Source organism: Mesorhizobium sp. BR1-1-4 (genome assembly GCF_020165375.1).
GTDB lineage: Bacteria > Pseudomonadota > Alphaproteobacteria > Rhizobiales > Rhizobiaceae > Mesorhizobium > Mesorhizobium australicum.
Map to the genome: position 1 here is coordinate 86,022 of NZ_JAIUIB010000005.1, position 21,247 is coordinate 107,268.

At 62.6% G+C, this 21,247-nt stretch carries 19 protein-coding genes; 12 read left to right on the forward strand and 7 right to left on the reverse strand.

What is annotated here, in order from left to right; genetic code table 11:
- The first annotated feature begins 64 nt into the window (after nucleotides 1-64).
- The 3 genes from LB571_RS12160 (at nucleotide 65) to LB571_RS12170 (ending at nucleotide 3,213) form a co-directional block, all read left to right on the forward strand.
- Nucleotides 65-1,315 carry a Zn-dependent hydrolase gene (locus LB571_RS12160; protein ID WP_224583450.1) on the forward strand — a complete coding sequence of 417 codons (1,251 nt, stop codon included), beginning with the start codon at nucleotides 65-67 and terminating at the stop codon, nucleotides 1,313-1,315.
- 67 nt (nucleotides 1,316-1,382) lie between these two features.
- Nucleotides 1,383-2,834 carry a dihydropyrimidinase gene (gene hydA, locus LB571_RS12165; RefSeq protein ID WP_224594735.1) on the forward strand — a complete coding sequence of 484 codons (1,452 nt, stop codon included), beginning with the start codon at nucleotides 1,383-1,385 and terminating at the stop codon, nucleotides 2,832-2,834.
- Complete coding sequence (locus LB571_RS12170) at nucleotides 2,827-3,213, forward strand: hypothetical protein (protein WP_015317159.1); 387 nt, start codon at nucleotides 2,827-2,829, stop codon at nucleotides 3,211-3,213. The genes hydA and LB571_RS12170 overlap by 8 nt, the downstream gene beginning before the upstream one ends.
- 242 nt (nucleotides 3,214-3,455) lie before the next feature.
- Here LB571_RS12170 and LB571_RS12175 read toward each other — a convergent pair whose 3' ends face one another.
- A complete protein-coding gene (locus LB571_RS12175; protein WP_015317160.1) occupies nucleotides 3,456-3,860 on the reverse strand; it encodes a cupin domain-containing protein in 405 nt (134 codons plus the stop codon).
- Nucleotides 3,861-3,990: 130 nt separating this feature from the next.
- Here LB571_RS12175 and LB571_RS12180 point away from each other — a divergent pair, with 130 nt between their 5' ends.
- The 5 genes from LB571_RS12180 to LB571_RS12200 all read left to right on the forward strand — a co-directional run bounded on the left by LB571_RS12180 (nucleotide 3,991) and on the right by LB571_RS12200 (nucleotide 8,775).
- Complete coding sequence (locus LB571_RS12180; RefSeq protein WP_015317161.1) at nucleotides 3,991-4,782, forward strand: ABC transporter ATP-binding protein; 792 nt, start codon at nucleotides 3,991-3,993, stop codon at nucleotides 4,780-4,782.
- A 320-nt stretch (nucleotides 4,783-5,102) separates the two neighbouring features.
- A complete protein-coding gene (locus LB571_RS12185) occupies nucleotides 5,103-5,981 on the forward strand; it encodes an ABC transporter permease (protein WP_140615568.1) in 879 nt (292 codons plus the stop codon).
- Entirely contained in the window at nucleotides 5,978-7,132 is a 1,155-nt protein-coding gene (locus LB571_RS12190) for an ABC transporter permease (protein ID WP_224594740.1), read from the forward strand. The genes LB571_RS12185 and LB571_RS12190 overlap by 4 nt, the downstream gene beginning before the upstream one ends.
- Nucleotides 7,133-7,171: 39 nt before the next feature.
- Nucleotides 7,172-8,143: an ABC transporter substrate-binding protein gene (locus LB571_RS12195; RefSeq protein WP_015317165.1), complete on the forward strand. Its 972-nt coding sequence runs from the start codon at nucleotides 7,172-7,174 to the stop codon at nucleotides 8,141-8,143.
- Between the two features lie 188 nt (nucleotides 8,144-8,331).
- On the forward strand, nucleotides 8,332-8,775 hold the full coding sequence (locus LB571_RS12200) for a CHRD domain-containing protein (protein WP_015317166.1): 444 nt from the start codon (nucleotides 8,332-8,334) through the stop codon (nucleotides 8,773-8,775).
- 63 nt (nucleotides 8,776-8,838) lie between these two features.
- On the opposite strand, the gene LB571_RS12205 is transcribed toward LB571_RS12200, so the two are convergent.
- From LB571_RS12205 to LB571_RS12215, 3 genes are all read right to left on the reverse strand, one after another.
- Nucleotides 8,839-10,488 carry a thiamine pyrophosphate-binding protein gene (locus LB571_RS12205; RefSeq protein WP_224594742.1) on the reverse strand — a complete coding sequence of 550 codons (1,650 nt, stop codon included), beginning with the start codon at nucleotides 10,486-10,488 and terminating at the stop codon, nucleotides 8,839-8,841.
- Nucleotides 10,485-11,660, reverse strand: a complete 1,176-nt coding sequence (locus LB571_RS12210) for a CaiB/BaiF CoA transferase family protein (protein ID WP_140615574.1) — start codon at nucleotides 11,658-11,660, stop codon at nucleotides 10,485-10,487. The genes LB571_RS12205 and LB571_RS12210 overlap by 4 nt, the downstream gene beginning before the upstream one ends.
- Before the next feature lie 99 nt (nucleotides 11,661-11,759).
- The gene (locus LB571_RS12215) at nucleotides 11,760-12,692 is read right to left on the reverse strand and encodes an alpha/beta fold hydrolase (protein WP_224594744.1); all 933 of its coding nucleotides are present in this window, start codon (nucleotides 12,690-12,692) and stop codon (nucleotides 11,760-11,762) included.
- Between the two features lie 185 nt (nucleotides 12,693-12,877).
- Here LB571_RS12215 and LB571_RS12220 point away from each other — a divergent pair, with 185 nt between their 5' ends.
- The gene (locus LB571_RS12220; protein WP_224594746.1) at nucleotides 12,878-13,885 is read left to right on the forward strand and encodes a ribonuclease T2 family protein; all 1,008 of its coding nucleotides are present in this window, start codon (nucleotides 12,878-12,880) and stop codon (nucleotides 13,883-13,885) included.
- A gap of 170 nt (nucleotides 13,886-14,055) precedes the next feature.
- Here the strand turns inward: LB571_RS12220 and LB571_RS12225 are convergent, their stop codons facing one another.
- Complete coding sequence (locus LB571_RS12225) at nucleotides 14,056-15,342, reverse strand: sensor domain-containing diguanylate cyclase (RefSeq protein WP_015317171.1); 1,287 nt, start codon at nucleotides 15,340-15,342, stop codon at nucleotides 14,056-14,058.
- Between the two features lie 253 nt (nucleotides 15,343-15,595).
- On the opposite strand from LB571_RS12225, the gene ettA reads away from it, so the two are divergent.
- Nucleotides 15,596-17,245, forward strand: coding sequence for an energy-dependent translational throttle protein EttA (gene ettA / locus LB571_RS12230; protein ID WP_015317172.1), 1,650 nt, complete (start codon nucleotides 15,596-15,598; stop codon nucleotides 17,243-17,245).
- Nucleotides 17,246-17,565: 320 nt separating this feature from the next.
- On the opposite strand, the gene LB571_RS12235 is transcribed toward ettA, so the two are convergent.
- A complete protein-coding gene (locus LB571_RS12235) occupies nucleotides 17,566-18,342 on the reverse strand; it encodes a DpnI domain-containing protein (RefSeq protein ID WP_015317174.1) in 777 nt (258 codons plus the stop codon).
- 149 nt (nucleotides 18,343-18,491) lie between these two features.
- Here LB571_RS12235 and tam point away from each other — a divergent pair, with 149 nt between their 5' ends.
- Both tam and LB571_RS12245 read left to right on the forward strand, forming a co-directional pair.
- Complete coding sequence (gene tam / locus LB571_RS12240; protein WP_224594748.1) at nucleotides 18,492-19,277, forward strand: trans-aconitate 2-methyltransferase; 786 nt, start codon at nucleotides 18,492-18,494, stop codon at nucleotides 19,275-19,277.
- 139 nt (nucleotides 19,278-19,416) lie between these two features.
- On the forward strand, nucleotides 19,417-20,538 hold the full coding sequence (locus LB571_RS12245) for a beta-ketoacyl-ACP synthase III (protein ID WP_140822279.1): 1,122 nt from the start codon (nucleotides 19,417-19,419) through the stop codon (nucleotides 20,536-20,538).
- A 12-nt stretch (nucleotides 20,539-20,550) separates the two neighbouring features.
- On the opposite strand, the gene LB571_RS12250 is transcribed toward LB571_RS12245, so the two are convergent.
- Entirely contained in the window at nucleotides 20,551-21,117 is a 567-nt protein-coding gene (locus tag LB571_RS12250; RefSeq protein ID WP_224594749.1) for a methyltransferase family protein, read from the reverse strand.
- Nucleotides 21,118-21,247 lie beyond the last annotated feature (130 nt).

The following is a 21,247-nucleotide window of genomic DNA, read 5'->3' on the forward strand; positions in this document are numbered from 1 at the left end:
CTGGGCGCCGATATCCCTCCCCCTCGAGGGGGAGGGGGACGCCCCGCAATTGATGAGGTTTTGAATGGCCGCACCCGGTGAGAATTTGCGAATCAATTCAGACCGTTTGTGGGATTCGCTGATGGAGATGGCGAAGATCGGCCCCGGCATCGCCGGCGGCAACAATCGCCAGACCGTGACGGATGAGGATGGCGAGGGACGGCACCTGTTCAAGCGCTGGTGCGATGCCGCAGGGCTCGAAATGGGCGTCGACGAGATGGGCACCATGTTTGCCCGCCGCGAAGGCACCGACCCCAGCCTGCCGCCGGTCTATGTCGGCAGCCATCTCGATACGCAACCGACCGGCGGCAAATATGACGGCGTTCTCGGCGTTCTCGGCGGCCTGGAGATCGTGCGCTCGCTCAACGACCTCGATATCAAGACGAAACATCCGATCGTCGTCACCAACTGGACCAACGAGGAGGGCGCGCGCTTCGCGCCGGCGATGATGGCGTCCGGCGTGTTCGCCGGCGTGCTCGACCAGGCCGATGTCTACGAGCACACGGACAAGAACGGCAAGAAATTCGGCGAGGAACTGGAGCGCATCGGCTGGAAGGGCGCCGAGAAGGTCGGTGATCGCAAGATCCACGCCTTCTTCGAACTGCATATCGAGCAGGGGCCGATCCTCGAGGACGAGGACATCGACATCGGTGTCGTCACCCATGGCCAGGGCCTGAAATGGCTGCAGGTGACGCTGACCGGCAAGGAGGCGCATACCGGCTCGACGCCGATGCCCAAGCGCCGCAATGCCGGGCTCGGCATGGCGCGGGTGATCGAATTGGTCCACGAGATCGCCATGGACTACCAGCCCGACGCTGTCGGCGCGGTCGGCCACATGGAGGTCTATCCCAACTCGCGCAACATCATCGCCGGGCGCACCGTCTTCACCATCGACATACGCTCGCCGGAAAAGGAAGTGCTCGACGCCATGGATGGCCGCATCCGCGAAGGCATCGACACGATCTGCGACGCCCTCGACATCCAGTACAAGATCGAGCAGGTTGGCGCTTTCGATCCGGTCACCTTCGACAAGGGCTGCGTCAAGGCGATCCGCGACGCGGCCGAGCGGCTTGGCTATACGCATCGCAACATCGTCTCGGGTGCCGGCCACGACGCCTGCTGGATCAACCGCGTCGCGCCGACCGCCATGGTGATGTGCCCTTGCGTGGATGGGCTGAGCCACAATGAGGCGGAAGAGATCACCAAGGAATGGGCAGCGGCCGGCACCGACGTTCTGTTCCATGCGGTGGTGGAGACGGCCGTTATAGTGGAGTGAACTTAGAGATTTACCTTCAAACGCCGCTCACCAAGAAGCGGGAAGAGAAGAACAAGGGAACAGCAAAATGACCAAAGTCATCAAGAACGGCACCGTCGTCACCGCCGACCGAACGTGGAAGGCCGACGTGCTGATGCAGCACGGCAGGATCGTCGCCATCGGCTCGGACCTGCATGGCGACCATGAGTACGACGCCACCGGCTGCTATGTGATGCCGGGCGGCATCGACCCGCACACCCATCTCGAAATGCCGTTCATGGGCACCTATTCGGCCGATGATTTCGAATCAGGCACGCGTGCGGCCTTGGCCGGCGGCACCACGATGGTGGTCGATTTCTGCCTGCCGGCGCCGCAGCAATCGCTGCTCGAAGCCCTGCAGATGTGGGACAACAAGACCTCGAGGGCGTCCTGCGATTATTCGTTCCACATGGCGATCACCTGGTGGGGCAAGCAGGTGTTCGACGAGATGGCCACCGTGGTCGACAAGGGCATCACCTCGTTCAAGCACTTCATGGCGTACAAGGGCGCGCTGATGGTCGACGACGACGAGATGTACGCGTCGTTCCAGCGCTGCGCCGACCTCGGCGCGCTGCCGCTGGTGCATGCCGAGAATGGCGACGTGGTCGCGGCCCTGTCGCAGAAGTTGCTTGCCGCCGGCAATAACGGCCCCGAGGGACATGCCTATTCGCGCCCGCCGGAAGTGGAGGGCGAGGCGACCAACCGCGCCATCATGATCGCCGACATGGCGGGCGTGCCGCTCTATGTCGTGCATGTCTCGTGCGAACAGAGCCACGAGGCGATCCGCCGGGCACGCCAGAAAGGCATGCGGGTGTTCGGCGAGCCGCTGATCCAGCACCTGACGCTGGACGAGAGCGAGTACTTCGACAAGGACTGGGACCATGCGGCGCGCCGCGTGATGAGCCCACCCTTCCGCAACAAACTGCACCAGGATTCGCTATGGGCCGGCCTGCAGGCCGGTTCGCTGCAAGTGGTGGCGACCGACCATTGCGCCTTCACCACCGACCAGAAGCGCTTCGGCGTCGGCGATTTCACCAAGATCCCCAACGGCACGGGTGGCCTCGAGGACCGGTTGCCGGTGCTGTGGACCAGGGGCGTCAATACCGGCCGGCTGACGATGAACGAGTTTGTCGCCGTGACCTCGACCAACATCGCCAAGATCCTCAACATGTATCCGAAGAAGGGCGCGATCGTCGAAGGCGCGGATGCCGACATCATCGTCTGGGACCCCCAGCGCAAGAAGAAGATTTCCGCCAAGAAGCAGCAATCCGTCATCGACTACAACGTCTTCGAAGGGGTCGAAGTGACCGGCCTGCCGCGCTTCGTGTTCTCGCGCGGCGAGCTGTCGGTCGAGGAGGCCGAGGTCAAGGCGAAGCCTGGCCATGGTGAGTTCGTCGGCCGCGAACCGAACGCGGCCGTCAACCGGGCGCTGTCGACCTGGAAGGAGATCACCGCGCCGCGCAAGGTCGAGCGGACAGGCATTCCGGCGACGGGTGTTTGAGGTGAGGTGCGCGGGGCTCTATCTCACCGCCGTTGTTGTTCTGGCAGCCGGCTCCGCCTCTGCGGCCGGCATCGACCTGTCCAAGCCTTATGGCAATAAGTCCGGCTGCATCAACAAGAACGGCCAGAAGGTCTATGCCGAAGACATGCTGCTGCTGACCGACACCGATTTTATCACCGCGACCAGCGCCTGCGCCTTCACCGGCAAACACGGTGAGGCCGATGGTTCGCTGACGGTCAAGGCTGAGTGCGAAGCCGAAGGCGAGGAGGGAAAGTCGCCGGCCACCTTCACGATCAAGCACAGCGCCAAGAATGCCAAGAAATTGGTAATCGCCGACGAGGACGGCAGCGTATACGGGGAAGTGTCTCGGTGCAGATGATTGCCGAGGTCGGCGCCGCCCCTCATCTGCCTGCCGGCATCTTCTCCCCGTATAGTGACGGGGAGAAGGGGGCCGAGTGCGATCTCGGTGCTCTTTCTGGCGACGCAGGCGATTGGCGGAATCCTTCGCGATGGCGTCCTTCTCCCCGTCACTCTACGGTGAGAAGTGCCCGGCAGGGCGATGAGGGGCAGCGCGGACCTGGAGCTATTGAGCCTCGGCCGGCCAACCCGCCAATACCGCCCTCAGGCGACGAGCGCGTCCAGTTCCGGCAGCAGGACGACGCTTTCCTGTTCGTTGGGATCGGTGCGGGCGATGACGGCCGAGGACGGCGCATTGCTCAGATTGGCCGGCAAATGCGGCACGCCTGCGGGAATGTAGAAAAGGTCGCCGGCCTTGACGACGATGTGATGCTCCAGCCGGTCGCCATACCAGGTATGGACCTCGCCGGAGAGCACGTAGATCGCCGTTTCATGGTTCTCGTGCAGATGCGCCTTGGCGCGGGCACCGGGCGGCATGGTGAGCACGTGCATGCAGATGCCGGAGGAGCCGACCGACTCGGTGGCTATGCCGGCGAAGTAGGTCAGGCCCTGCTTGCCTTCATAAGTGCTTTCAGGGCGGATAAGATGACAAGTCGGTTTAGGCGACATCGGGGAAACTCCGGGCGTCGACCGAGCGGGACAAACTCAGCAGGACTGGGGCCAATGGGACGGGTCGAGTGGAAAACAACATCACGATAAAAGCAATCGGTTTCGTGCGGCGGAAGGCAGGCAGCAACCGATGACGGGACCTTCGCCAGCCGTCGTTTCGGCAAGCAAACTGGGCCTCACCTTCCAGACCAATGACGGGCCGGTACAGGCGCTGTCCAATGTCGACCTGACCATCGGCAAGGGTGAGTTCGTCTCCTTCATCGGGCCTTCAGGTTGTGGCAAGACTACTTTGCTGCGCGTCATCGCCGATCTGGAAAAGCCCACTTCGGGGACGATCTCGGTCAATGGCATGACGCCGGAACAGGCGCGCGAGAGGCGTGCCTACGGCTATGTCTTCCAGGCTGCCGCCCTGTTTCCCTGGCGCACCATCGAGCGCAATGTCGGGCTGCCGCTGGAAATCATGGGCCTGTCCAAGACCGAGCAAGCGGAGCGGATCAAGCGCACGCTCGACCTCGTCAACCTCAGTGGCTTCGAGAAGAAATACCCCTGGCAGCTTTCCGGCGGCATGCAGCAGCGCGCCTCGATCGCGCGTGCGCTGGCCTTCGATGCCGACCTGTTGCTGATGGACGAGCCGTTCGGCGCGCTGGATGAGATCGTGCGCGACCACCTCAACGAGCAATTGCTGCAACTGTGGGGACGGACGAACAAGACCATCTGCTTCGTCACCCACTCCATTCCGGAAGCCGTCTACCTGTCGACGCGCATCGTCGTCATGTCGCCGCGCCCGGGCCGCGTCAGCGACATCATCGAATCGACGCTGCCGAAAGAGCGGCCGCTCGACATCCGCGAGACGCCGGAGTTTCTGGCGATCGCCGCGCGGGTGCGCGATGGGTTGAGGGCAGGACATAGTTATGATGATTGAAGCGGGTGACAAGCGAGCGGCGTACCGCGCCTTCGTCATCCTAGGGCGGAGCAAGGAGCGAAGCGACGCGGCGCAGACCCTAGGATCCATGCCGTTGCCTCAACGTTCCGCAGCGGTGCAGACCGATGCACCTTACGCCGTGCGTTCGAAGGCGAACATTCTTGACCGCTTATACCCCTCGGCCAACGTCACGGAATGGATCCTAGGGTCTGCGCGACGCTTCGCGTTGCTCCGCCCTAGGATGACGAAGGCGAAGGTGGTCGGCCTTCGCTTCGCTCCGGCTACCCTCTCCCCGTGGGGGAGAGGAGGAGACTTCGCCCATGGATAGCTTCCGCTCCAAGATCATCCCCGTAACCTCCATCCTTCTGGGCGTGGTCGTGCTCTGGTACGTCTTCGCCGTTATCCTCAACGCGCCGTTCCAGCGCGATCTCGACCGGCGTGCCAACGAAACCTCCACGTTCGGCGAACTCATCGGCAAGACGCTGTCGCAGCCCAAGCCGACGCTGCCGGCGCCGCATCAGGTGGCGGTGAATTTCTTCGAGAACACTTTTCTGCGGCCCATCACCTCGAACCGCAGCCTCGTCTACAACGCCTGGGTTACGCTGTCCTCGACGCTGCTCGGCTTCGCCTTCGGCACAGCACTCGGCATCGTCATCGCCGTCGGCATCGTCCATGTGGCGACGCTCGACCGCAGCCTGATGCCGTGGATCATCGCCTCGCAGACCATCCCGATCCTGGCGGTGGCGCCGATGATCATCGTGGTGCTGGCGGCGATCGGCATTACCGGACTGATCCCGAAGGCGATGATTTCGACCTATCTGTCGTTCTTCCCGGTGACGGTCGGCATGGTGAAGGGCCTGCGCTCGCCCGAGATCATGCATCTCGACCTGATGCACACCTACAATGCCAGCCGCGCGCAGACCTTCTGGAAACTGCGTGTGCCAGCCTCGGTGCCATTCCTGTTCACCTCGATGAAGGTCGCGGTGGCGGCAAGCCTGGTGGGCGCAATCGTCGGCGAACTGCCGACCGGCGCGGTCGCCGGTATCGGCGCCAAGCTGTTGGCCGGCGCCTATTACAGCCAGTCGATCGACATCTGGTCGGCGCTGGTCGCGGGCTCCATCGTGGCGGCACTGCTGGTGATGGTGGTTGGCATCGCCGGCCGCGTCGTTGACCGCGCCATGGGCGGGAGGCCGGCATGAACTGGCTGAAACCTTCCTGGCAGGCCGTGCTGGCGATCGTGCTGTGCCTGATCGCGATTGCGCTCGGCGCCATGTCGAAGCCGGAAGCGGCAGCGCTTGCCGATCCGACGGCCAGTATCGGCTACCCCTATCTCGGAATGAAGGGCTTGATGCTTGGCGTGGCCGTGCTGGCGGCGCTGATCTCAATGGTCAGGATTCCGCCCCTGGCGGAGGCCGTGGTGCTCTTCATAGGGGCCCATCTCGTCGCCTGGCTGCTGATATCGGGCATCGCAGGTTTCGAAGGGACGGCGCTGGCGCCGTATTTTCTTCTGCTCGCGGCTGCCTGGCTGCTTGGCTGGCGTTGTGTGGCGGTGCTTTCGGGATTGCGGCCGAAGGCAGGATGGGTCCGGACCGCACTGCGTCTGGTCATCCCCGCTATCTTCGGCGCCTGGATCCTGATCATCTGGGAAGCCGTCACACGCGGCGCCGGCATTCCTTTCATCCTGCTGCCGCCGCCGAGCGCCATCGGCGCGCGCATCGTCAGCTCGCTGCCGGTGCTCGGCGCCGATGTCCGGCAAACCATCTTCAAGGCGGTGCTCTTCGGTTATGTGGTGGGCAGCGGCGCTGGCTTCATCACCGCTGTTCTCGCCGACCGCGTACCGTTTCTGCGGCGTGGACTTCTGCCGATCGGCAATATGGTCTCGGCGCTGCCGATCATCGGCGTGGCGCCGATCATGGTCATGTGGTTCGGCTTTGACTGGCAGTCCAAGGCGGCGGTGGTCATCATCATGACCTTCTTCCCGATGCTGGTGAATACGGTCGCCGGGCTCGCCGCGTCCGGCCATATGGAGCGCGACCTGATGCGCACCTATGCGTCGGGCTACTGGCCGACGCTCGTCAAGCTCAGGCTGCCGGCCGCCGCTCCCTTCATCTTCAACGCGCTGAAGATCAATTCGACGCTGGCGCTGATTGGCGCCATCGTCGCCGAGTTCTTCGGCACACCCGTTGTCGGCATGGGCTTCCGCATTTCGACCGAGGTCGGGCGGATGAACATCGACATGGTCTGGGCCGAAATCGCAGTTGCAGCAGTTGCGGGTTCGGTCTTTTATGGCGTGGTCGCCCTTGTCGAAAGGGCCGTCACGTTTTGGCATCCCTCTGTCCGTGGTGGATAGGGGCGGTGGGTTTGGGCACTAACTTCAGAGGGTAAAAAAATGAAAAGACTTATTATTCCAGTTCTGGCCGGCGCGATGTCGCTGGCCGCCTTCCAGGCGATGGCCGCCGACAAGGTGACCTTGCAGCTGAAATGGGTCACGCAGGCGCAATTTGCCGGCTACTATGTCGCCAAGGCCAAGGGTTTCTATGAAGCCGAAGGCCTCGACGTCGACATCAAGCCAGGCGGCCCCGACATCGCCCCCGAGCAAGTGATCGCCGGCGGCGGTGCCGACGTCATCGTCGACTGGATGGGCGGCGCGCTCGCCGCGCGCGAGAAGGGCGTGCCGCTGGTCAACATCGCCCAGCCGTTCAAGAAGGCCGGCATGGAGCTGGTCTGCCCGAAGGACGGCCCGATCAAGACCGAAGCCGACTTCAAGGGCCACACGCTCGGTGTCTGGTTCTTCGGCAACGAATATCCGTTCTACGCGTGGATGAACAAGCTTGGCCTCAAGACGGAGGGCGGCCCCGATGGCGTCACCGTGCTGAAGCAGAGCTTTGACGTGCAGCCGCTGATCCAGAAGCAGGCCGATTGCATCTCGGTCATGACCTACAATGAGTACTGGCAGCTGATCGACGCCGGCTACAAGCCCGAACAGCTGACCGTGTTCAACTACTCGGCCATGGGCAACGACCTGCTCGAGGACGGCCTCTATGCCTCGGAAGACAAGCTCAAGGATCCGGCCTTCGAGGACAAGATGGTACGTTTCGTGCGCGCCTCGATGAAGGGCTGGAAATACGCGGTCGACAACAATGACGAAGCTGCAAGCATCGTCATGGACGGCGGCGGCCAGGACGAGAACCACCAGAAGCGGATGATGAGCGAAGTCGCCAAGCTGATCGATAATGCCGACGGCAAGCTCGACCCGGCGACCTACGAACGCACCGCCAAGGCGCTGCTCGACCAGAAGATCATCACCAAGGAGCCGAAAGGCGCCTATACCACCGCCATCACCGATAAGGCGGTCAAGTAGGCCTCGCAGGCGCGATCAACAGCGCCTGAGACCGGGTCTGACGATCAAAGGGGCGGGCGACCGCCCCTTTTCCATGCGCTCCAATCACAAAACCGTGTGCGGGGATACATTGCGCCGTCCAGCCGTTGCATTGAAGCATGCGCGCGTCGGGGAGCCGCGACGCACGCTTTGTCAATCGGAGGTCCTTCATGCGCGCTCACTCCTTCCTGCCGGCGCTATCGGCGCTCGCCATTTCCACCGCTTTCCTGTTCGCATCACCGGCCATGGCCGAGATGGTAAAATACAAGGCGACCCTCGATGGCGGCCAGCAGAGCCCAGCCGTCACCACGAAGGGCAAGGGGACGGCCACTCTCACCTTCGACACCACCAAGAAGAAGCTCAGCTGGAACGTGAAGTATTCCGGCCTCAGCGGCCCGGCGACAGCGGCGCACATTCACGGCCCGGCGGCGGCGGGCGAGAATGCGCCTCCGGTGATCCCGTTCAAAGGCAAGCTCAAGAGCCCGATCAAGGGGTCGGCGACGCTGACCGATGCGCAGGCCGCTGACCTGGAGGCCGGCAAGTATTACGTCAATGTGCACACGGCGGCCAACAAGGACGGCGAGATTCGCGGCCAGATCGAAAAAGCGATGTAGAGCCCGAAGCGCGGCTAACGCTTGAAGCCTGGCGGGACAGCGCCGCCCTCTGTTCTGCCGGCCTTAAGCCCTGTCGCGTATCTGCGTCATCGTCCGGGTCGGGGTGATCGCTTCGGGATCGAGCCTGATCTCGACGATCGCCGGCTTGCCGCTGGTTCGCGCGCGCTCGAAGGCAGGCGCGAAATCAGCTGTCTTCTCCACCGTCTCGCCATGGCCGCCATAGGCGCGGGCAAGTGCTGCAAAATCAGGGTTCTTCAGATCGGTGCCGACGACGCGGCCGGGATATTCGCGTTCCTGGTGCATGCGGATGGTGCCGTAAATACCGTTGTTGACGAGAATGACGACGATCGGCAGGTCGTACTGCACGGCGGTGGCGAATTCCTGGCCGTTCATCAGGAAGCAGCCGTCGCCGGCGAAGGCGACCACGGTGCGCTCCGGATACAGCGCCTTGGCGGCGACCGCCGCCGGCGTGCCGTAGCCCATCGAGCCCGACGTCGGCGCTCCTTGCGTGGCGAAGCGGCGGAAGCGATGGAAGCGGTGTACCCAGGTTGCGTAATTTCCGGCGCCATTGGTGAGAATGGCATCGTCCGGCAGCACGTTTTCCAGGTAGTTGATGATCGGTCCCATCTGGACCGGGCCGGGCCCGTTTTCAGGCGGAGTCGACCAGTCGAGATAGGCGGCATGCAGCTTGGCTGTTTCGGCCGCCCATGATGGCGTTCCGGCCGGCATGCGCTTGGTGAAAGCCTCGACGAAGGCCGCTGGCGAAGCATTGATCGCCAGGGTCGGACGGTAGACGCGGCCGAGTTCGCCGGCATCGGCATGGACATGCACCAGGGCCTGGTCGGGGTAGGGGCTCTTCAGCAGCGTGTAGTCGGAAGAGGGCATCTCGCCCATGCGCCCGCCGATCAAGAGAACGACGTCGGCCTGCTTGATAGCCGTCGCCAGCTTCGGATTGATGCCGATGCCGACATCGCCGGCATAGTTTGGATGAAGATGGTCGAACAGCATCTGGCGGCGGAAGGAACAGCCGACAGGAAGCGACCAGGCCTCGGCGATCTCATGCATCCGCGCCACCGCGTCCGCGTTCCAGCGCGTGCCGCCAAGAATGACGAAGGGACGCTTCGCGCCGGCAAGCAGCATTTCCAGTGCGTCGAGTTCGGCCTCGCCGGGATAGGTTTCGACCGGCGTGTGCGGAAGTGCTTCCGGCGCGTCGACGACGCTGGTCAGCATATCCTCAGGCAGCGATATGACGACCGGGCCGGGGCGGCCCGACGTCGCCACGGCAAAGGCGCGCGTGACGAATTCGGGGATGCGCGAGGCGTCGTCGATCTCGACCACCCATTTGGCGATGTCGCCGAAGAACCTGACATAGTCCACTTCCTGGAACGCCTCGCGCTCCTTGGCGTGGCTGGCGACCTGGCCGATGAACAGGATGAGGGGAACCGAATCCTGCATGGCGATGTGGATGCCGGCCGAAGCGTTGGTGGCGCCGGGTCCGCGGGTGACGAAGCAGATGCCGGGCTTGCCGGTCAGCCGGCCCTGGCAGTCGGCCATCATGGCAGCACCGCCTTCCTGGCGGCAGACGATGGTGCGGATCGAGGAATCATGCAGCGCGTCAAGCACCGCAAGGTAGGATTCGCCCGGCACGCAGAACATACGGTCGGTGCCATTGGCTTCGAGGGCGTCGACGATCAGTTGTCCACCGGTCTTCATTTCCCAGACTTCTCCAGTTCGGCAAGGATTTCGTCAGTGTGCTCGCCAAGGCGCGGCGAGGGGCGTTCATAAGTAAGCGGTGTGCCCGACATCACCATCGGCGCGCGCACCGATGGCAGGCGGTTGCCATGGCCGTCGTCGAGGTCGAGCCGCATGCCGCGGGCAATGGTCTGCGGGTCGTCGAACATCTGGCCGATCGTGTTGATCGGGCTTGCCGGCACGCTGGCGGCTTCGAGCTTCGCCAGCAGCGGATCGCGATCAAAAATCTTCAGCGCCTCGATGATGCGTGCGCGAAGTTCCACGCGATTGGCGACGCGGGCCGGATTGGTGGTGAAATCGGGATTGGCCGGCAAATCGCCCAGCCCGACCGCGGCGCAGAATTTGGCGAACTGGCCGTCATTGCCGACAGCCAGGATGATGTGGCCGTCCCTGACCGGAAGCACTTCGTAGGGGGCAATGTTCATATGGGCATTGCCCATCTGCACCGGCGACTTGCCGGAAACGAGATAATTGAGGTTCTGGTTGCCGAGCGCCGAGATCTGGGTGTCGAACAGCGCCATGTCGATGTGCTGGCCTTCGCCGGTCTGTTCGGCATGGCGAAGTGCTGCCTGGATGGCGATGACCGAATAGAGGCCGGTGAAGATATCCGAGATGGCGACGCCGGCTTTCTGCGGCTCGCGGCCGGGCTCGCCGGTAATCGACATCATGCCGGCCATGGCCTGGATAATGAAATCGTAGCCCGCGCGAGGCGCATAAGGCCCATCCTGACCGAAACCGGTGATCGAGCAGTAGACGAGGCGAGGGTTGATTTCCTTCAGGCTGCCATGGTCGAGCCCGTATTTCTTCAGGCCGCCGAGCTTGAAGTTCTCGATCAGCACATCCGCCGTCGCGACCAGCCGGCGCACCGTCTCGGCGCCTTTGGGCGTCGAGAAGTCGATGGCGATGGAGCGCTTGCCGCGATTGCAGGAATGGTAATAGGCGGCCGACAGGTTCTCGCCGTCGTGGCTCATGACGAAGGGCGGACCCCATTTGCGGGTGTCGTCGCCGCCGTCCGGGCTCTCGACCTTGATGACATCGGCGCCGAGATCGGCAAGCAACTGCCCGGCCCAGGGCCCGGCAAGAATGCGGGCGAGTTCGACGACGCGGACGCCTTTCAGCGGGGGTTCGGCCATAAATCACCGTGGTTGCTGCAATCATCCTGATCGCTGCGAAAGCAGAGCCTCTATCAAGCCCGGCGGCGGCTGTCACGGTTCTTGCGATGGGCCAAACCGTCAGGCTTTCAGGACAGCGTCCGCCCAGTTGGCGAAATCGTCCATGACGGTATCCCGGTTCACCTCGTTCAGGCCCTCGTGGCGGGTGCCGGGGTAAACCTTCGAAACCAGATTAGAAAAGCCCATCTTGCGCATGCGGTTCGCGAGATGGGTGATGCCCTTGCCATAGTCCGAGGCAGGGTCTTTCTCGCCGCCAACGATGGCGACGGGAAGGTCGCGCCGGATGCCGGCAAAGGCCGCATCCTTGCCGCCGTTCAGCGCCATGGCAACCACATCGCGCCACATCGATATGGAGGCATCCCAGCCGCAGAGCGGATCGGCGATGTATTTCGCGACCTCCGCCTCGTCGCGCGAAAGCCAGTCGAACAAGGTGCGATGGTCGAGGACCGCCTTGCCCCAGGCCTGGAAGGTGAGTTTCGGCAGCAGGCGCGACGGGACATCGGAGCCCAGCCGCATCCGTTCCCAGGCCAGGATGCCGAGCGCCACCTGGCCGAGCAGGCCTTGCGAGAAATTGCCGTTCCAGATGGCGGCGGCATGGATCCGATTCGAGTGCCGTAACAAGTAGTTCAACGCCACGGACGCGCCCATCGAGTGGCCGAAAAGGATCACCGGCAGGTCAGGCTGCTCGCGGGCGATAAGATCGCGGATGGCGTCGACATCGGCGATCACCTTGGCCGGGCCGTCCTTGTCGGCGAATCTGCCGAGCGGCGCGTCGGGCGCCCTGGTCGTCCCATGGCCACGGTGATCATGGACATAGACATGGAAACCCCGAGCGGCCAGGAAACCGGCGAAGCGGTCGTAGCGCCCGGCATGCTCGGCCAGGCCATGATTGATCTGGACCACCGCACGCGGAGAGCTGTCGGCCTGCCGGACGAACAGATTGAGGTCGGCGCCGGTCGGCGAGCGGACCACGCGCTGCTGGCTGAATGGCATGCCGGCTGGCCTCCCCCTGGTTCCGCCCTTGCAATGTCCAACGTGTGCGCCGGCGCCAGATTTGCGTCAATCGGGCCTGCCGGCTTTTCCGCGACGATCTTTCTTGCCACGGGCCCGCAAAATATCGCAATTCTGACATGGAGACAGCTTCAGTCTGTCGCCCACTTTCCAGCAGGGGATTCTCCATGCGCATTGCTGTTGTTTTCGGATTGGCCTTGCTGGCGGGGTCGCTGGCAGGCGCGGCGCATGCCGACGTCAAGATGAGCGGCACCTTCGTGGCCGACGCTGCCTGTCCCGCGACGCAGGCGATCAAGAACGCCAAGAACCCCGGCAATGTCTCGACCGATGCGGGCAAGACCTATCAATTGCTGGCCGGCAACAAGGACGCTCCGAGCCACTACCTCATCCTGGTGCCGGGCGCCGATCCCGAGCGCCGTTGGGTGAAGGTCAGCTGCGGCCATCTGTCGGGCAGCAGTGCGGTGACCGCGCCGGCGGCACCGGGCGGGCAAGGCAAGCCGGCGGTCTCGGGGAAACCCGAATATGTCTTCGCGCTGAGCTGGCAGCCGGCCTTCTGCGAGACCAAGTCGAACAAGACCGAATGCAAGGCGCAGAACCCTGGCGAATTCGATGCCACCAATTTCACGCTGCACGGCCTGTGGCCGCAGCCGAACGGCAATTTCTATTGCCAGGCTTCGGCCAGCGACAAGGCCAATGACAATCCGGCTCACTGGCAGGACCTGCCACCGGTCAACCTCGATGCCGAGACCCGCGCCGAGCTCGACAAGGTGATGCCGGGCACCGCCTCGAAGCTGGAACGGCATGAATGGATCAAGCACGGCACCTGCTATGGCAAAAGCCAGCAGGAGTATTTTTCCGACGCCCTTCATTTGATGCGTGAGGTCAACAGCTCGCCCGTGCGCGACCTCTTCGCCAAAAATATCGGCGGCAAGCTGACCGCGGACCAGATCCGCAGCGCCTTCGACCAGTCCTTCGGCGCGGGAGCAGGGGACCGGGTGCGTGTGTCCTGCCTTATCGATCCGTCGAGCGGCCGGCGGCTGATCGGCGAACTGACGCTTGGCCTTGCCGGCCCGATCGGTCCGAACAGCTCGCTCAAGGATCTGCTGCTGGCCTCCGTGCCGACCAACAAGGCCGGTTGCCCGACCGGCACGGTCGACGCGATCGGGTTCCAGTAACGCAAGGGCACGGATTTTAGGCAGCCAGCCGGGCTTTCGCTTGCCGTGCCTGCTGTTATGTTGGCATGGCGGTGTTCATTCAGCGGGGGTTGCATGAGTGGCATGACGAGCAGCGCGCCGGCACGGCAGGGGAAATCGTAGCGACAAGGTTGGGTCTGGACTGACTTTGGCTAGATCTGCGCGGACCTGGTCCAGGCGATATCGGCGTCGGCTTCATGCCCGCCGGGTTCGCCGACGACGCGGTCGCGTCCGGTCGATTTCGCCTTGTAAAGGCGCTGGTCGGCGAGCGCGAACAGGTCGGCCAGGCACTGCGTCGTTTCGCTGACGGTGGAAACGCCGGCGCTGACGGTCAATTCGAACCGGCTGGTGGCGGCCGATGCTTTGAGCGCGGTGCGGACGCTTTCGCCAAAGAGCCTTGCGACGGAGTGTGGGCGCGAACTCAGGATCGCGAATTCCTCGCCGCCGATCCGGAACACCTGGTCCTCGGCGCCTGCCGCCTCGCAAAGTACGGTTGCGACCGCCTTCAGCACCTTGTCGCCTTCGGCATGGCCGAAACGATCGTTGATCGACTTGAAGTGGTCGACGTCGACGATGAGCAGGCTGAGCGGCCTCGCCGTGCGCAGGCTGGACTGGACGGCCGCCTCGCCATCGGCATCGAAGCGTCCCCTGTGCAGCAGTCCGGTCAGGCCATCGCGGCCGACATGTTCGACCAGCGCTTCGTAGCGTTCGCGATAGGTCAAGGTCTCGAAGATGTCGGTCAGCCCACGCGGCATCTGGACATCCCGGACCTCGAACCATTTGAGATAGGCGACCAGCATGGCGCTGAAGGTCAGTGCTGCCGCCATCTTGGCGAACCAGCCGCCGAAGAAGACCGCGATCGGCGCGCCGGCAACGAAATGCAGCGCGGTGAAGAACCCCGCCTGATCGAAAGTCAGCACGCAGGCGACGCAAATCAGGATGCGTGCGAACCGCGCCTTGCGCAGGACGCGTCCAAGTTTCTCATAGAGAAGGATGATCAGGATGGCATCGACGAACAGCAGCGTCGTGCCCCAAACCATCAGCCAGCCCATCTCGTCGATGAAGCCGATATCGGGGAGCCGGCCATCGGGAAGCGGAGCGATGGCGTGCAGGCGCAGGAGCAGAACCAGACCGATCATCAGCGCATTGCCGAGCAGCAGGCCATAGATCGGCTGGCGCACGGTGGCGGCATCCTCCTTCATGTAGAGCAGAAGGAGCATCACCAGCTTGCCCGAAAACAGCACCGCCGAGCCCGGCGACACCATGCCAAACGGCAGCGCGACGTAGAAGACGCTGGCGAGATAGGTTTCCAGGAAATGCATGACGCCGAGTGCGCAGATGAAGACGCCCAGGCCGATGCGCTTGCGGAAGCGGAAAAGCGTCACCATGACGCTGAAGTAGACAATCGCTTCGGCAAGGAGCAGGAAACTGTTCAGCAATGCCGTCGATCCGCTCTCTTTTCGAAATCGCGGCCAGCCAGCGATTCCACTCCGGTCCTGTTTTGACGTGGAAGGGTTAACCGGAGATTTCCGCGCGCCATCGACCGGTTGAAAACCTGGCTGTCGGTGCACACTTGTCCGTGTGGTTGGCCTGATATGGCAAAAGCGATTGCCGTTCGGCGCCGCATCGCCTACATAGCGGCCAACCTCCATTCAATTCGACAAATCCAGTCATTTTTCAGGGAAAGCGCGCGTGGCACGCCAGTTCATCTATCACATGGCCGGCCTCAACAAGGCCTATGGCACCAAGAAGGTGCTCGAGAACGTTCATCTGTCCTTCTACCCGGACGCCAAGATCGGCATCCTGGGCCCAAACGGCGCCGGCAAGTCGACGATCCTCAAGATCATGGCCGGCATCGACAAGGACTGGAGCGGTGAGGCGTGGCTCGCCGAAGGCGCCACTGTCGGCTACCTGGCGCAGGAGCCGGCGCTCGATCCGGACAAGACCGTGTTCGAAAACATCATGGAAGGTGTCGCGGCCAAGACCGCCATCATCGAGCGTTACAACGAATTGATGATGAACTATTCCGACGAGACGGCCGACGAATCGGCCAAGCTCCAGGACGAGATGGACCGGCTGAACCTGTGGGATCTCGAACAGCAGGTCGAGATGGCAATGGAAGCGCTGGGCTGCCCGCCAAAGGATGCCAACGTCACCAAGCTGTCGGGTGGCGAGCGCCGCCGCGTCGCGCTCTGCCAGCTGCTGCTGCGCCAGCCTGATCTTCTGCTGCTCGACGAGCCGACCAACCACCTCGATGCCGAGACGACGGCATGGCTGGAAAAGCATCTGCGCGCCTATCCGGGCGCCGTGATGATCATCACCCACGACCGCTACTTCCTCGACAATGTCACCGGCTGGATTCTCGAACTCGATCGCGGACGCGGCATTCCTTATGAGGGCAACTACACCAAGTACCTCGAAGCCAAGGCCAAGCGCCTCAAGCAGGAAGGCCGCGAGGACGACGCCCGCCAGCGCGCCATCGGCCGCGAGCGCGAGTGGATCCAGTCGAGCCCGAAGGCCCGCCAGACCAAGTCCAAGGCGCGTATCCAGGCGTTCCAGGATCTGCTCGATGCAGCCGACAAGCGGCGGCCGACGGATACGCAGATCGTCATCCCGCATGGCGAGCGGCTCGGCAACGTGGTCATCGAGGTCGAGGGCCTGTCGAAAGGCTTCGGCGACACGCTGTTGATCGAAGGCCTCGAATTCAAGCTGCCGCCGGGTGGCATTGTCGGCGTCATCGGCCCGAACGGCGCCGGCAAGACGACATTGTTCCGCATGATCACCGGCCAGGAAAAGCCGGATGCGGGTTCTGTCCGCGTCGGCGAGACGGTCAAGCTCGGCTATGTCGACCAGAGCCGCGACGCGCTCGATCCGTCAAAGACCGTGTGGGAAGAAATCTCGGGCGGCGCCGAAGTGGTCAAGCTCGGCAAGTTCGAGGCCAACACCCGCGCTTATTGCGCGTCCTTCAACTTCCGCGGCGGCGACCAGCAGCAGAAGGTCGGCAACCTCTCCGGCGGTCAGCGCAACCGCGTGCACCTGGCCAAGATGCTGAAGACCGGCGGCAATGTTCTGCTGCTCGACGAACCGACCAACGATCTCGATACGGAAACGCTGGCGGCACTCGAAGACGCGCTGGAAAATTTCGGCGGCTGCGCGGTCATCATCTCGCACGATCGCATGTTCCTCGACCGCCTGGCGACGCACATCCTCGCCTTCGAGGGCGACAGCCACGTCGAATGGTTCGAGGGCAATTTCGAGGATTACGAGCAGGACAAGATCCGCCGGCTCGGGCCCGAAGCCGTCAACCCGCACCGCATGACCTACAAGAGGCTGACGCGGTAAGGCTTGCCGGCTTAGCCTAATTCGCTCCCAACTGGGCAAATCGTTTCGCCAGTGCCTCGCTGGCGAAACGTCCGGCCTCTTCATAGTCTGGACTGTGTTCCGCAGTGTCGGGCGATCTTACTACTACGAATTCGCCCGCTTCCGCCAAGACTTGCAAGGTAAGGTCTTCACTATCGATTGGCGTTGCATGACGCGCGCCGCAATTCGGACATTCGTCATCACACATGCACGACCATTCGTCGGTCCAGTGCTCGCTGCATCTGTAGCATTCGTAGTGATTTAGATACCACGCCATTTAGACAAGCCCTCCCATTGTGACGTCACGGCCGACTACTCCTAATGCGATAGCGACCGCGGGATATAAAATCGAGGTATCCGCTATCTCTGAGGCGTTGCAATTGCTGACGAATTTTTGGCCTCACATTCATGTTGTGTGGGTATAGGGCACCCAGTCGTCCTTCGAACGCATAAACTTGTTCGATATCAAATTCTACCGTGCCAATTAAGTCGAGGCATTTCATTACTTCGATTAGCCAACCACGAGCATCCGCGTCTTCTTCGCGAAGAAAAAGGGTTTTTTGCCATTGTGCGATGACGGTTTCCTTTGGAACCGGAACCCCATCTCGAACAATACAAATTCGCCCCGATTGCGGTACGCGACCAAGCAATATGTTGGAGCCGATCCAACCGGCTCTTCTGGCTGTAGAGGCCAGTGGATTTCTCTTCTCGATGATTTCTGGGATGAAGAAGTGTTTTGGCACCATGCAAACGTTCAATACCGCCATCGTTCCCAGGCTATAGTTGAGCAATATCAAATTCGGGTTAGTTGAGGACGCCAGCCTCTCAATCTTGGTAAAATAAGCTCCGTCTGCTACCTTTGCGCCGAAGGCCTTCCTTTGGCTTTTTAACTCGAATTGATCGTTGCAATTACCGCAGAGGAAGTCGGCAACTGGCAGATTGGCAGGAAACTGACTCAGACGCGAGTTCGCGCAATTAGGGCAATAAATCCATCGGGAAACCCACTGCTCCGTCCAAATTCTGGCTCGTTGCGAACCACTGCTGTATTTTGTTTGTGCCTCTTCGAAACCAAATTTCATTAAGGCCCCAAACTGTCGGAAGACGTTGAAAGATGAAGCTTACCGTTCGGTGACAAAAGCAATCAAGAGGCTGATAACGCAATAGGGGACCAGTTGCCCTTAGCTTCGAATGATACCGGCATTGTCGGATCAAATCATAGGAAACGGATATGACGACAAACGAAGGTAGGGATTGGTCCGCCGCCCAGTATCTGAAATTCGAGGACGAGCGCACGCGGCCCGCGCGCGACTTGGCGGCACAGGTTCCGGTCGACTTCCCGCGCCGGGTTGTCGATATCGGCTGCGGGCCGGGCAATTCGACCGAACTTCTGGTCGAGCGCTGGCCCGATGCGCAAGTGAGCGGCTTCGACACGTCTCCCGACATGATCGAAAAGGCGAGGGCGCGGCTGCCCAATGTCAGCTTCGACCTCGCCGATGCGTCGACATGGCATTCGGTCGAGCCGGTCAACGTGATCTTCGCCAACGCCGTCTTCCAGTGGCTGCCGGAGCATCCAGCGGTGTTCCAGCGCCTGATGGGTTTTCTGGCCCCCGGCGGCGCGCTAGCCGTCCAGATGCCCGACAATATGGCCGAGGATTCGCATCGCCTGATGCGGGAGACCGCCGCCGAAGCGCCTTTCGCGGCAAAGATCAGGGATGCGGCCCGTGCGCCGCTGCCGCCGGTGTCGTTCTACTACGACCTGCTGTCGCCGCTCTCGGCTCGGCTCGACATCTGGCACACCATCTACAACCATCCGCTGGCCGATGCCGAGGCGATCGTCGAGTGGGTGAAGTCGACAGGGCTGAAGCCTTTCCTCGATCCGCTGGACGCGGATGAGCGCAAGCTGTTCCTCGACAGCTACACGGCCAAGATCGCCAAGGCCTATCCGAAGACCGCCAATGGCAAGGTGCTGCTGCGTTTCCCCCGCATTTTCATCGTCGCCAAGGGGGCGGGATAGGCTGGCGAAAAACCTTGGTTTAAGCCGGCCTAAACCTTGGTTTAAGCCGGCGTAAACCGGCCGAGTGAGAAAAATGTTGCGCCGGAACGTTTCGGCGCCCACATCAAGCCGCAACGCCCGCGGATGGACGGACTTAAACATGCATCGCGTCATCATCAGCGGCATCGGCGCTGAAATTCCCAAGCCTGTCATCACGAATGAGGAACTGGTCGCCAGCTTCAATGCCTGGGTCGACACGGAGAACGCGCGGCGCCAGGATACCGGCGAGACGCTGCTGCAGAAATCGGATGCCGACTTCATCGTTCATGCTTCAGGTGTGAAGTCCCGCCACGTGGTCGAGCGTGAAGGCATTCTCGACCCGACCCGCATGGCGCCGCGCATTCCGGCGCGTCCGGACGACGCGCTCTCGCTGCAGGCGGAATTCGGCATCGCTTCGGCTGGGAAGGCGATCGACCACGCCGGGGTCGAGGCCTCGGACATCGATCTGGTGATCTGCTCGTCCTCTCATCAGCAGAGGCCATATCCGGCGATCGCCATCGAAATGCAGGAGGCGCTGGGCACGAGGGGCGCGGGTTTCGACATGGGGCTTGGCTGTTCATCGGCCGCGGCTGCGCTGCACATGGCGGTCAATCTGGTGCGCTCGGGCGCGCACAAGCGCATCCTGGTGACGACGCCGGAAATCATCACCGGCCATCTCAATTTCCGCGACCGACAGACGCATTTCATCTTCGGGGACGCTTCGGTGTCGATGGTGGTGGAGGGGCTTGCCCAGGGTGAGAGGCGGCCGGGCCGCTTCGAGGTGCTGGACACGCGCATATGGACGCAGATGTCGAACAACATCCGCACCAATCTCGGCTATCATACCCGCACCGCTCAGGACGATCCCTACAGGATCGACCTGGAAGGCAACCTCATCAAGCAGGTCGGCAACAAGGTGTTCAAGGAAGTGACCGTCGCCGGGCACAAATTCATCGTCGAATTCCTCGCCGAACACGGGCTGACGCCGCAGGCGGTGCGGCGCTTCTGGCTGCACCAGGCCAATGCGCGCATGAATGCGATGATCCTGAAACTGGCGTTCGGCCACGATGTCGGCCATGACCGTGCACCGATGGTGCTGGAACGACTGGGCAACACCGCCGGCGCCGGAGCCATCATCGCGCTGTCGGAGAACCATGCCGACATGAAACCGGGCGATCACGGCCTGATCTGCGCCTTCGGTGCGGGATATTCGATCGGTGGCGCGCTGCTGAGAATGCTCTGAGGTGATGCCGCGCTAGGCCGGCGTGAAGGGAACCAGCATCGGCACCCGCTTGGCGTAATCGTCATAGGCGGGTCCGAGTTCGTCGCGCAGGAAATGCTCCTCCAGTCTCGCCTTGATGACGACGCCGGTGATGAGCAGGGCTGTACCTGCAATGCCCCAGACCGTGCCCTTTGCCGCCATGGTGGCAAGCACAGCCAGCAGCAGCCCGGTATAGATCGGATGCCGCACCAGGCGATAGGGGCCGGTGTCGACCACGCGATGATCCGCCTTGGCTGTGACCGTGGCGGACCACAACCGCCCGAGATGGATGCGCGCCCACCACGCGAAGCCGATGCCGACCGCGATCAGGGAAACGCAGACCCAGGCTTCGGCAAGGGTCGGCGTCCACAATCTCAGCCTGCCTTGATAGCTGTGCGCCGGAACGAACAGCAGGACGGTGCCGGCCAGCCAGAAGACGCGATAGCGGGCCTCCGCCCCGATGGTGGCGCGCTTTTGGGCTGGATCGGCCCAGGATGCAGCGACGATCCAGGATACCACCCAGAACAGCCAGAGCGCTGCGATGGCGTGTCCAACCTGCATGCCGAACCTCCTCCTCCCGACTGGCGCCGAATATATATAGGCGGCGCGGCGGCAATGGGATGCGCTCGCTGCAACATGACGGCATTTCCGGTAATAACGTCGTGATCGGCATCAAACGCAGTGATCGGAT

What these genes read in the sequence shown, in the direction of transcription:
- LB571_RS12220 (WP_224594746.1), top strand. Translation starts at nt 12,878, where the DNA reads ATGCGCATTGCTGTTGTTTTCGGATTGGCCTTGCTGGCGGGGTCGCTG.
- tam (WP_224594748.1), top strand. Translation starts at nt 18,492, where the DNA reads ATGACGACAAACGAAGGTAGGGATTGGTCCGCCGCCCAGTATCTGAAA.
- LB571_RS12185 (WP_140615568.1), top strand. Translation starts at nt 5,103, where the DNA reads ATGGATAGCTTCCGCTCCAAGATCATCCCCGTAACCTCCATCCTTCTG.
- LB571_RS12180 (WP_015317161.1), top strand. Translation starts at nt 3,991, where the DNA reads ATGACGGGACCTTCGCCAGCCGTCGTTTCGGCAAGCAAACTGGGCCTC.
- LB571_RS12245 (WP_140822279.1), top strand. Translation starts at nt 19,417, where the DNA reads ATGCATCGCGTCATCATCAGCGGCATCGGCGCTGAAATTCCCAAGCCT.
- LB571_RS12160 (WP_224583450.1), top strand. Translation starts at nt 65, where the DNA reads ATGGCCGCACCCGGTGAGAATTTGCGAATCAATTCAGACCGTTTGTGG.
- LB571_RS12175 (WP_015317160.1), bottom strand. Translation starts at nt 3,860, where the DNA reads ATGTCGCCTAAACCGACTTGTCATCTTATCCGCCCTGAAAGCACTTAT.
- LB571_RS12195 (WP_015317165.1), top strand. Translation starts at nt 7,172, where the DNA reads ATGAAAAGACTTATTATTCCAGTTCTGGCCGGCGCGATGTCGCTGGCC.
- hydA (WP_224594735.1), top strand. Translation starts at nt 1,383, where the DNA reads ATGACCAAAGTCATCAAGAACGGCACCGTCGTCACCGCCGACCGAACG.
- LB571_RS12200 (WP_015317166.1), top strand. Translation starts at nt 8,332, where the DNA reads ATGCGCGCTCACTCCTTCCTGCCGGCGCTATCGGCGCTCGCCATTTCC.
- LB571_RS12235 (WP_015317174.1), bottom strand. Translation starts at nt 18,342, where the DNA reads ATGAAATTTGGTTTCGAAGAGGCACAAACAAAATACAGCAGTGGTTCG.
- LB571_RS12250 (WP_224594749.1), bottom strand. Translation starts at nt 21,117, where the DNA reads ATGCAGGTTGGACACGCCATCGCAGCGCTCTGGCTGTTCTGGGTGGTA.
- LB571_RS12205 (WP_224594742.1), bottom strand. Translation starts at nt 10,488, where the DNA reads ATGAAGACCGGTGGACAACTGATCGTCGACGCCCTCGAAGCCAATGGC.
- LB571_RS12210 (WP_140615574.1), bottom strand. Translation starts at nt 11,660, where the DNA reads ATGGCCGAACCCCCGCTGAAAGGCGTCCGCGTCGTCGAACTCGCCCGC.
- LB571_RS12190 (WP_224594740.1), top strand. Translation starts at nt 5,978, where the DNA reads ATGAACTGGCTGAAACCTTCCTGGCAGGCCGTGCTGGCGATCGTGCTG.
- LB571_RS12215 (WP_224594744.1), bottom strand. Translation starts at nt 12,692, where the DNA reads ATGCCATTCAGCCAGCAGCGCGTGGTCCGCTCGCCGACCGGCGCCGAC.